A 10,684-nucleotide genomic window follows, 5' to 3' on the forward strand; every position below is an offset into this window, starting at 1 on the left:
CACCAGTAAGTCAATTTTATTGAGTATTTGTATAACAAATGTTCTCTATCACTGAGATTTGTATTAGCGCTTTTGTTACAAATTAAAAACATCGCTTTCTTAGGTATAATAATATTTTTAGTTACTTTCTAATAAAGGTAAATCATTAATCGTTATTTTTATCGATTGTTGCGTTTAATGGATAACTATCTCTTGTAGAGTGAATAACCAGTTACATTAAAAGACATTAACTTGCTCAATATAATATAGTCACATAGCCCCAGCACTGATAACCTTATTTGGCGTTGATACGCAAGAAACGGCGGGTTTGGAGCAATTGTGATCTCTTTTTATTTAAAATAGTTACCAATTAAGTGATTATTCAGACTAAAGTCTTACTACGACACAAAAAATTGTAATTATATACTACGCTGGATATACTCAGCGGTGCTTGAATACTAGAATAATTATTCTGTTAAAAGCATTAAAGATAGGTTCACAAATTGTTAACAACTCAATGGATGAGGCAATTAACAGGTTAAAAGCGAATTCACTTGTTCAGGACATAATAAACACAAGTAATTCTTATCCCTACGGATTAAACAGGCATACATTGTGAAAAAGCAAAGACCAGTAAATTTAGAACTCAATACTATTAAATTTCCGCCCTCTGCTATTTCGTCAATTCTCCACCGCGTGACCGGTGTTGCCATGTTCTTCGCGTTACTTTTCGTTATTTGGGCATGGGCAGTATCTGTTCAGTCGCCTGAAGGCTTCGCGAATGTTCAGGCAATTATGGACGGTTTCTTTGGAAAAATTGTCGCAATAGGCACAGCTTCAGCGCTGACGTATCACATTCTAGGCGGCCTAAGACATGTTGTTATGGATTTAGGTCACTGGGAAGAATTAGAGTCAGGCAACAATAGTGCAAAAGCAACAATCGCACTATGGATTGTACTGACCGTAGTATTGGGAGTTGCATTATGGTAACCAACCAAGCAAGTATGAAGCGCGATGGTGTACAAGATTACGTATCACTTCGTGCGACAGCAGCAATTATTTTCGCGTACTCGATTTTCATGGCGTGGTACTTTATAACCAGCGGTAGCTTAAGTTACGTCGAATGGCGTGGGTTATTCTCTGGTTTAGCTATGAAAGTTTTCACATTGGCAGCACTAATCGCAGTGATGATCCACGTACGTATCGGCCTTTGGCAGGTACTGTCAGACTATGTTAAGTCAACAAGTCTGCGCGCGGGATTACAATATATACTAAATATCATCGCTTTTGGCTACGTAGCTGTCGGCCTATTTGTATTGTGGGGAGTGTAAGATGAGTTTACCCGTACACGAGTTTGATGCAGTAGTGATTGGAGCTGGAGGCGCAGGTATGCGTGCCGCGTTACAGATTTCACAGTCTGGTAAGTCATGTGCACTGTTATCAAAAGTTTTTCCAACCCGTTCTCACACTGTGTCCGCACAGGGTGGAATTACCGTTGCGCTTGGTAATTCACATGAGGATAACTGGGAATGGCACATGTATGACACTGTGAAAGGGTCAGATTACATCGGTGATCAAGATGCAATCGAATATATGTGTAAGGAAGGCCCTGAAGCCATTATAGAAATGGAAAATATGGGTTTACCGTTCTCGCGTTTTGAAAACGGAAAAGTATATCAACGTCCTTTTGGTGGACAATCAAGAAACTTTGGTGGCGAGCAAGCGGCACGAACAGCAGCTGCGGCTGACCGTACAGGTCACGCGCTTCTTCACCTTCTTTACCAACAGAACGTAAAAAATAAAACAAAAGTATTTTCTGAATGGTATGCCCTTGATTTAGTGAAAAACCAAGACGGTGACGTTGTTGGTTGTACAGCAATTGACATTGAGTCAGGCGAGGTCGTTTACTTTAAGTCTCGCGCGGTAGTACTAGCAACAGGTGGCGCGGGTCGTATTTACGCATCTACCACTAATGCCCACATCAACACTGGTGACGGTGTTGGTATGGCACTACGTGCTGGTGTCGCGGTTCAAGATATGGAAATGTGGCAGTTTCACCCAACGGGTATCGCTGGTGCAGGAACATTAGTTACAGAAGGCTGTCGTGGTGAGGGTGGTTATCTACTTAACAAAGACGGCGAACGTTTCATGGAACGCTATGCACCAAACGCTAAAGACTTAGCAGGCCGTGACGTTGTAGCCCGTTCAATGATGACTGAAATTCGTGAAGGTCGTGGGTGTGAAGGTCCTTGGGGCACACACATTAAGCTTAAGTTAGATCACCTTGGCAAAGACGTACTAGAATCGCGTCTACCTGGCATTCTTGAGCTGTCTCGTACCTTTGCTCACGTAGATCCTGTTAAAGAGCCGATTCCAGTAATACCAACGTGCCACTACATGATGGGCGGTATTCCGACTAACGTAGACGGTCAGTGCTTGGCCGTAGACGAGAACGGTAAAGACAAAGTTGTTAATGGTTTATTCGCCTGCGGTGAAATTGCTTGTGTATCAGTGCATGGTGCAAACCGTCTAGGTGGTAACTCATTACTCGACTTGGTTGTATTTGGTCGCGCAACGGGTATGCACCTTGGAAAAACACTTTCTGATATGGCACCAAGTCGCGACGCATCAGAGTCGGACCTAGACGCAGCAATGGCTAGGTTTAATCGCTGGGAAAGTTCAGAGACTGGAAAGGGTGAAGATCCCGTTCAGATTAAAAAAGACATGCAAAAATGCATGCAGCTTAACTTCTCAGTATTCCGTGAAGGTGAAGCAATGGCTGACGGCCTGAAAGAGCTTAGCGAAATTCGTGAACGCCTACAGAACGCTCGCCTTGACGATAAGAGCTCAGATTTCAATACGCAGCGTATTGAATGTCTAGAACTCGATAACCTGATGGAAACAGCGTACAGCACAGCAGTAGCAGCGAATTTCAGAACAGAAAGCCGTGGCGCTCACAGCCGCTTCGACTTCCCAGATCGTGATGATGACAACTGGCTATGCCACAGCGTTTACGATCCGAACACTGAAAGAATGCTTAAACGTGATGTCAATATGGCGCCGAAACTTAGAGAGGCATTCCCTCCTAAAGCGCGTTCGTATTAATAGAGGTAACGATAATGAAATTAGAATTTTCGATATACCGTTATAACCCCGATGTTGACGCTAAACCACGCATGCAGGACTACACTCTAGAAGTAGAGGAAGGGCAAGACATGATGGTGCTAGACGCGCTGATCGCATTGAAAGAAAAAGATGCTTCGCTATCTTTCCGCCGTTCATGTCGTGAAGGTGTATGTGGTTCAGACGGTGTAAATATGAACGGCAAGAACGGTCTTGCTTGTATTACTCCACTGTCAGCGTTAGGAAAGGGCAAAATTGTTGTACGCCCACTTCCAGGTCTACCGGTAGTGCGTGACCTAGTTGTTGACATGACACAGTTTTACACACAGTACGAGAAGATTAAGCCGTTCTTGATCAACGATGGCAAACAGCCGCCAGCGCGCGAGCATTTGCAGTCGCCTGAAGAACGTGCGAAGTTAGATGGTCTTTATGAGTGTATCCTGTGTGCATGTTGTTCAACATCGTGTCCGTCTTTCTGGTGGAATCCAGATAAGTTCATCGGACCAGCTGGTTTGCTTCACGCTTATCGCTTCTTAATTGATAGCCGCGATACTGCGACAGACGAGCGTTTGAATGAACTTGACGACGCGTTCAGCGTGTTCCGTTGTCACGGTATAATGAACTGTGTAAGCGTGTGCCCTAAAGGGCTAAACCCAACAAAAGCAATTGGTCAAATTAAGTCCATGCTTCTGTCTCGGGCTGTTTAGTTCGAATCTTACTAACCAAGTTAGTCACAGATTTTGATGCTCTAAATAGCCATCCCCTAAGGATGGCTATTTTTTTATGTAATCATAGTGATAACACTTGGTTCTGTTGAGAATAGCCTTATAATAGTACTTGATTGTTAACTAGATTTTATAAAACGTAGCAAGGCAAATTAAATGCAAGAAAGCGTGATGAAAGCGTGGTGGGATTCCTCGCACATGGCAGGTGCCAACGCTGCCTATGTTGAAGAGTTGTATGAAGCCTATTTGGATGACCCGCAAAGTGTCTCCGATACATGGCGGCAAATCTTCGATAACCTCCCCAATCTTGATGGCGTAGCGTTAGAAACTAATCATACAGCAATTAAAAATCAATTTAGGCAACTTGCTGCGTTAGGACCGACTGCGAGAATGTCCAGTTCATCGGCTCCTGCGTCAAGTGGCTCGGACGATAAGCAAGTTAAAGTTCTTCAACTTATCAACGCATTCCGTTTCCGTGGTCACCAACACGCTAATTTAGACCCACTCGGTCTTTGGAAGCAGCCAAGAGTTCGCGACCTAGAATTATCTCACCACAATCTCTCCGAAGACGATTTTGACTCGGTTTACAACGTCGGTTCTTATGCTATCGGCAAAGAGTCGCTTCCGTTAGGTGAGTTGTTTAAATCGTTGAACAGGACGTATTGTGGTTCTATCGGTGCCGAATATATGCACATCACCGATACTGACCAAAAGCGTTGGCTACAGCAAAAATTCGAATCTGTGCAAGCGAAGCCAGAAATCTCTCGCGATGAAAAGCTTAGTATCCTTAAAGGGCTTACTGCTGCAGATGGCATGGAAAAGTACCTTGGGTCAAAGTTCCCAGGTGCCAAGCGTTTCTCCCTTGAGGGTGGTGATGCTCTAGTTCCAATGCTTAAAGGACTGATCACAAAAGCTGGTACAGCGGGCACAAAAGAAGTGGTTATCGGAATGGCCCACCGCGGTCGTCTTAACGTGCTTGTAAACGTATTAGGTAAAAACCCGTCAGTGTTATTTGATGAGTTTTCCGGTAAACATGACGACTCACTAGGTGCTGGTGATGTAAAATATCACGCAGGTTTCTCTTCAGATTTCGCTACACCGGGCGGTAATGTTCACCTTGCACTAGCGTTCAACCCTTCGCACTTGGAAATTGTGAACCCAGTTGTTATCGGCTCGGTTCGCGCCCGTTTATCTCGCCGAGATAACGACACGAATTCAGTATTACCAATTACAATACACGGCGATTCTGCTATTGCGGGTCAGGGCGTTGTTCAAGAAACGTTCAATATGTCACAAACCCGCGGTTTTGCCGTTGGCGGGACAGTGCGCATTGTGGTTAATAACCAAGTTGGTTTTACGACATCGAAGACGGAAGACACTCGTTCAACGCAGTACTGCACAGATATTGCGAAGATGGTCCAGGCGCCTATCTTCCACGTTAACTCTGACGACCCGGAAGCTGTTGCATTTGTCACCCAGCTTGCTTTGGAATATCGCCAGAAGTTTAAGCGTGATGTGGTTATTGACCTAGTTTGTTACCGTCGTCATGGCCACAACGAAGCTGACGAGCCAAACGCAACGCAGCCGTTAATGTATCAAAAAATTAAAAAGCACCCTGTTCCACGGGTTATTTATGCTGATCAGCTCATTGCTGAAGGCGTGATTGAGCAGCGTGACGCAGACCGCTATTTACAAGAGTATCGCGAAGCACTCGATCACGGCGCTTGTGTAGTAGAAGAATGGCGTCCTATGACAGAGCACAGCGTAGACTGGTCTCCGTATCTTGGTCACGATTGGGATACACCGTACGACGGTAGCGTAAGTGTAGAGAAGCTCAAAGAACTGGGTGAGTCTATTACGTCTTTCCCTGAAGAGCATAAGCTTCAGTCTCGTGTGAATAAACTCTACCAAGATAGAAAAGCAATGGTTGCTGGCGAAAAACCACTCGACTGGGGTATGGCAGAAAACTTAGCCTACGCAACACTCGTCGATGCTGGTGAAGATATCCGTATTACCGGTCAAGACAGTGGTCGCGGTACCTTCTTTCATCGCCACGCTGTACTTCATAATCAGACAGACGGCTCTACCTACCTTCCTCTGCAGCACATCAGAGAGGGTCAAGGTCAAATCGAAATTTACGACTCAGTTCTTTCAGAAGAAGCTGTTATGGCGTTTGAATATGGTTATGCCACTGCCGAACCAACATGTTTAACGATTTGGGAAGCGCAGTTTGGTGATTTTGCCAATGGTGCACAGGTTGTCTTCGACCAGTTCTTAAGTTCGGGTGAGGCAAAATGGGGTCGCCTTTGCGGGTTAACCGTTCTACTTCCACATGGCTATGAAGGTCAAGGCCCAGAGCACAGCTCTGCGCGTCTAGAGCGCTTCTTACAGATGTGTGCAGACCATAACTGGCAAGTGTGCGTACCGTCTACACCAGCTCAGGTATTTAATATGCTGCGTCGGCAGGTGATACGTCCAATGCGCAAGCCTCTCATTGTTATGTCGCCCAAGTCACTATTGCGTCACCCTCTAGCTGTTTCCTCTCTCGAAGAACTCAGCGAAGGTAAGTTCCATAATGTAATTGGTGAAATAGACGATTTAGACCCGCAAGACGTCAGACGCGTGGTAATGTGTTCTGGTAAGGTGTATTACGATTTGCTTGATCAACGCCGTAAGAACGAACAAAACGACATTGCCATTGTTCGTTTAGAACAGCTTTATCCTTTCCCACAAGAAGAATGTGCGAAAGTTGTGGCACAATACAGTCACGTTAAAGATTGGGTTTGGTGCCAAGAGGAGCCCCAAAATCAGGGCGCTTGGTATTGTAGCCAACACCACTTCTGGCAAGCTATTCCAGAAGGTGCAAAATTAACATATGCGGGTCGTGAAGCATCCTCGTCGCCTGCAGTAGGTTATGTATCCGTTCACAATCAGCAGCAAAAAGCGCTGGTTGAAGACGCTCTCACTATTAAATAAGGAACAGAAATGACAATTGAGATAAAAGTTCCGGTTCTACCTGAGTCAGTTGCCGATGCCTCCATTGCAACCTGGCACGTTAAAGCCGGTGATGCAGTTAAACGAGACCAGAACTTGGTTGATATTGAAACTGATAAAGTAGTTCTAGAAGTTGTAGCGCCAGCGGACGGTACAATGGGTGAGATCTTGAACGAAGAGGGTGCGACGGTTCTAGGCGAGCAGGTAATTGCGAAGTTGGAAGAGGGCGGCGCTGCTGCTCCAGCAAAATCAGAATCGTCTGACTCTGAGAAAGAGTCAAAGCCAGCAAAAGCTGATAAATCCGATAGCGCGTCATCAGGCAAAACATCTGACGTAAGAGTGCCTGTGTTACCTGAGTCTGTCGCAGATGCTACCATTGCTACATGGCATGTTGCTGTTGGCGAAGCGGTATCTCGTGATCAAAATTTAGTCGATATAGAAACTGATAAAGTCGTGCTTGAAGTGGTTGCTCCTGCTGATGGTTCATTGTCGGAAATTATTGCAGAAGAAGGCGCGACAGTAACAGCTGAAGAAGTGATTGCTAAGTTTGTAGAAGGCGCTTCTGGGGGCGCTGCGGCGTCTGCCACATCTGAAGATAGTGATGCTAGCGATGACAGCAGCGATGCATTAAGTCCATCAGTTCGTCGTCTGCTTGCAGAGAAAGGCGTCGATGCATCGAGTGTTAAAGGCACTGGTAAAAATGGTCGCATCACCAAAGAAGATGTTGAGAAGCACCTGAAAGGTGGCAATAAAGCGCCATCATCCGCTCCTGCTTCAAGCGAAGCAGCGCCAGACTTACCGGTTGGAAATCGCACTGAAAAACGGGTTCCAATGACGCGTCTTCGCAAGACAATAGCAAACCGTTTGTTAGAAGCGAAAAACTCTACGGCCATGTTGACTACGTTTAACGAAGTAAACATGAAGCCTATTATGGAGTTGCGTAAGCAGTACCAAGAGAGTTTCGAAAAACGTCACGGTATTCGTCTTGGCTTCATGTCTTTCTACGTGAAAGCAGTGACTGAAGCGCTTAAGCGTTTCCCTGAAGTGAATGCGTCTATCGACGGTGATGACATTGTTTATCACAACTATTTTGATATCTCTATTGCAGTATCAACACCACGCGGGTTGGTAACGCCAATTCTCAAAGATACCGATACCCTAGGTATGGCCGGTGTTGAAAAAGGTATTAAAGAATTAGCACTAAAAGGGCGTGACGGTAAGCTAGCAATGGCTGACCTACAAGGTGGTAACTTCACCATCACGAACGGTGGTGTTTTTGGTTCACTAATGTCTACACCAATCATTAATCCTCCTCAAAGCGCTATCTTGGGTATGCATAAAATTCAAGATCGTCCAATGGCGGTTAATGGGAAAGTAGAAATTTTGCCAATGATGTATCTTGCGCTTTCTTACGATCACAGAATTGTTGATGGTAAAGAGTCAGTAGGCTTCTTGGTAACCGTAAAAGAGATGCTTGAAGATCCTACACGTCTATTACTAGACGTATAAGACTTCCGTCTCACGCAATTGTGGTTAGCGGCAAATATGGTCTATGCTGTGTTTGCCTCTAACGCAACGCTGATATTTGATGTAATAATATCAGCCAAACTAATCAAGTCGCATTTGCGACTTTTGTCTTACTAATAATCGGATAGAAACACCATGAATTTGCATGAATACCAAGGTAAGCAGCTATTCAAAGAATACGGTTTACCTGTTTCTGAAGGATACGCAGCAGACACTCCTCAAGAGGCTGTAGATGCCGCAAAGAAAATTGGCGGAGAAGAGTGGGTAGTAAAATGTCAGGTCCACGCAGGTGGTCGCGGTAAAGCTGGCGGCGTTAAGTTAGTAAAAGATACTGACGCTATTAAAGCTTTCGCAGAAAACTGGCTTGGCAAAAATTTGGTGACGTTCCAGACTGACGAGAATGGTCAGCCTGTGAGCAAAATCCTTGTTGAATCTTGCACAGATATCGCAAACGAATTGTACCTTGGTGCAGTAGTTGATCGCACAACCCGTCGTGTTGTGTTTATGGCTTCTACTGAAGGTGGCGTTGAGATTGAAACTGTTGCTGAAGAAACTCCAGAAAAAATTCTTAAAGCTGAAATCGACCCAATTGTTGGTGCTCAGCCTTACCAAGCACGCGAAATGGCGTTTAAACTTGGCCTAACTGGCGTTCAAATCAAACAATTTACTAAGATTTTCCTCGGCCTAGCTAAGATGTTTGAAGATCTTGACGTTGCATTGATTGAAATTAATCCGCTTGTAATCAAAGAAGATGGTGACCTTCACTGTCTTGATGCTAAGCTAGCGATCGATGGCAACGCGTTGTATCGCCAGCCTAAAGTTAAAGCTATGCAAGATCCTACTCAAGAAGATGCACGTGAAGCGCATGCTGCTCAGTTCGAACTTAACTATGTTGCACTAGACGGTAACGTAGGTTGTATGGTTAACGGTGCCGGCCTAGCAATGGGCACAATGGACATCGTAAACCTACACGGTGGCAAGCCAGCTAACTTCCTAGACGTTGGTGGCGGCGCGACAAAAGAGCGTGTTGCAGAAGCATTCAAAATCATCTTATCTGACGACAACGTTAAAGCTGTTTTAGTTAACATCTTTGGTGGTATTGTCCGTTGTGACATGATTGCCGAAGGTATCATCGGTGCGGTTAAAGAAGTGGGTGTTAATGTTCCTGTTGTTGTGCGTCTTGAAGGTACAAACGCAGAGCTTGGCCGTGAAGTTCTAGCGAACTCTGGTTTAGATATCATTGCTGCTGAGTCGCTTACTGATGCAGCACAGAAAGTTGTAGCTGCAGCGGAGGGCAAATAATGTCTGTATTAATCAATAAAGATACCAAAGTAATCTGTCAGGGTTTCACTGGTGGTCAAGGTACCTTTCACTCTGAGCAAGCGATTGCTTACGGTACGCAAATGGTTGGTGGTGTTACACCAGGCAAAGGCGGTACTGAGCACTTAGGTCTTCCAGTATTCAATACAGTACGTGAAGCGGTAGAAGCAACTGGCGCGACGGCAACAGTTATTTATGTACCAGCGGCGTTCTGTAAAGATTCAATCGTTGAAGCTGCCGATGCTGGCATCGAGCTTATCGTTTGTATTACTGAAGGTATTCCTACGCTAGATATGCTTTACGTTAAAGAATACGTAAATGCGAAAGGCGTTCGCATGATTGGTCCAAACTGCCCGGGTGTTATTACTCCTGGAGAGTGTAAGATTGGTATCATGCCTGGACACATCCATAAGCCTGGTAAAGTAGGTATTGTTTCTCGCTCCGGTACACTTACTTACGAAGCGGTTAAGCAAACTACTGACGAAGGTTTCGGTCAGTCTAGCTGTGTTGGTATTGGTGGGGATCCTATTCCGGGCTCTAACTTCATCGATATTCTTAAGTTGTTCCAAGATGATCCTCAAACAGAAGCTATCGTTATGATTGGTGAGATTGGTGGTACAGCAGAAGAAGAAGCTGCTGAATTCATCAAAGCTAATGTAACTAAGCCTGTTGTCTCTTACATTGCAGGTGTAACTGCTCCTCCTGGAAAGCGTATGGGGCATGCCGGTGCTATCATTGCAGGCGGTAAAGGTACTGCTGATGAGAAGTTTAAAGCATTAGAAGATGCGGGTGTTAAAACCGTGCGTTCACTTGCTGACATCGGCAAAGCACTTCGCGAAACCACTGGCTGGTAAGCGATAGGCATTCCAAGTAGCTGTCTTGAATAGCAACGTTAAGTAGTCATAAAAACCCGCTTCCAGCGGGTTTTTTTATGTCTATTCACTTTCCAATAGAAGCAATGAATAAATTTCTATTAACATTTTATTTTGCCCTGATGAAACAAAAGTACAACAAAA

8 protein-coding genes are annotated in these 10,684 nt (G+C 44.9%); all 8 read left to right on the forward strand.

Going from position 1 to position 10,684, the window contains the following annotated elements; genetic code table 11:
* Positions 1-594: 594 nt before the first annotated feature.
* The 8 genes from sdhC (at position 595) to sucD (ending at position 10,522) form a co-directional block, all read left to right on the forward strand.
* On the forward strand, positions 595-969 hold the full coding sequence (sdhC, locus tag ACOJR9_RS09345) for a succinate dehydrogenase, cytochrome b556 subunit (RefSeq protein WP_420935969.1): 375 nt from the start codon (positions 595-597) through the stop codon (positions 967-969).
* Complete coding sequence (gene sdhD / locus ACOJR9_RS09350) at positions 963-1,310, forward strand: succinate dehydrogenase, hydrophobic membrane anchor protein (protein ID WP_032094187.1); 348 nt, start codon at positions 963-965, stop codon at positions 1,308-1,310. Before sdhC ends, sdhD begins: the two co-directional genes overlap by 7 nt.
* Position 1,311: 1 nt before the next feature.
* Positions 1,312-3,084, forward strand: coding sequence for a succinate dehydrogenase flavoprotein subunit (gene sdhA, locus ACOJR9_RS09355; protein ID WP_420935970.1), 1,773 nt, complete (start codon positions 1,312-1,314; stop codon positions 3,082-3,084).
* Positions 3,085-3,098: 14 nt separating this feature from the next.
* Positions 3,099-3,809: a succinate dehydrogenase iron-sulfur subunit gene (locus ACOJR9_RS09360; RefSeq protein WP_420935971.1), complete on the forward strand. Its 711-nt coding sequence runs from the start codon at positions 3,099-3,101 to the stop codon at positions 3,807-3,809.
* A 174-nt stretch (positions 3,810-3,983) separates the two neighbouring features.
* Positions 3,984-6,803 carry a 2-oxoglutarate dehydrogenase E1 component gene (gene sucA, locus ACOJR9_RS09365; protein WP_420935972.1) on the forward strand — a complete coding sequence of 940 codons (2,820 nt, stop codon included), beginning with the start codon at positions 3,984-3,986 and terminating at the stop codon, positions 6,801-6,803.
* Between the two features lie 9 nt (positions 6,804-6,812).
* On the forward strand, positions 6,813-8,330 hold the full coding sequence (gene odhB / locus ACOJR9_RS09370; RefSeq protein WP_420935973.1) for a 2-oxoglutarate dehydrogenase complex dihydrolipoyllysine-residue succinyltransferase: 1,518 nt from the start codon (positions 6,813-6,815) through the stop codon (positions 8,328-8,330).
* Between the two features lie 153 nt (positions 8,331-8,483).
* On the forward strand, positions 8,484-9,650 hold the full coding sequence (sucC, locus tag ACOJR9_RS09375; RefSeq protein ID WP_420935974.1) for an ADP-forming succinate--CoA ligase subunit beta: 1,167 nt from the start codon (positions 8,484-8,486) through the stop codon (positions 9,648-9,650).
* A complete protein-coding gene (gene sucD / locus ACOJR9_RS09380) occupies positions 9,650-10,522 on the forward strand; it encodes a succinate--CoA ligase subunit alpha (protein WP_420935975.1) in 873 nt (290 codons plus the stop codon). The genes sucC and sucD overlap by 1 nt, the downstream gene beginning before the upstream one ends.
* Positions 10,523-10,684 lie beyond the last annotated feature (162 nt).

Origin of the sequence: Alteromonas ulvae, from assembly GCF_048987005.1 — a bacterium.
Taxonomy (GTDB): domain Bacteria; phylum Pseudomonadota; class Gammaproteobacteria; order Enterobacterales; family Alteromonadaceae; genus Alteromonas.

Bases quoted from the DNA above. Each gene is read 5' to 3' on its own strand.
- sdhD (WP_032094187.1), top strand. From the start codon at position 963: ATGGTAACCAACCAAGCAAGTATGAAGCGCGATGGTGTACAAGATTAC.
- sdhA (WP_420935970.1), top strand. From the start codon at position 1,312: ATGAGTTTACCCGTACACGAGTTTGATGCAGTAGTGATTGGAGCTGGA.
- ACOJR9_RS09360 (WP_420935971.1), top strand. From the start codon at position 3,099: ATGAAATTAGAATTTTCGATATACCGTTATAACCCCGATGTTGACGCT.
- sucA (WP_420935972.1), top strand. From the start codon at position 3,984: ATGCAAGAAAGCGTGATGAAAGCGTGGTGGGATTCCTCGCACATGGCA.
- odhB (WP_420935973.1), top strand. From the start codon at position 6,813: ATGACAATTGAGATAAAAGTTCCGGTTCTACCTGAGTCAGTTGCCGAT.
- sucC (WP_420935974.1), top strand. From the start codon at position 8,484: ATGAATTTGCATGAATACCAAGGTAAGCAGCTATTCAAAGAATACGGT.
- sucD (WP_420935975.1), top strand. From the start codon at position 9,650: ATGTCTGTATTAATCAATAAAGATACCAAAGTAATCTGTCAGGGTTTC.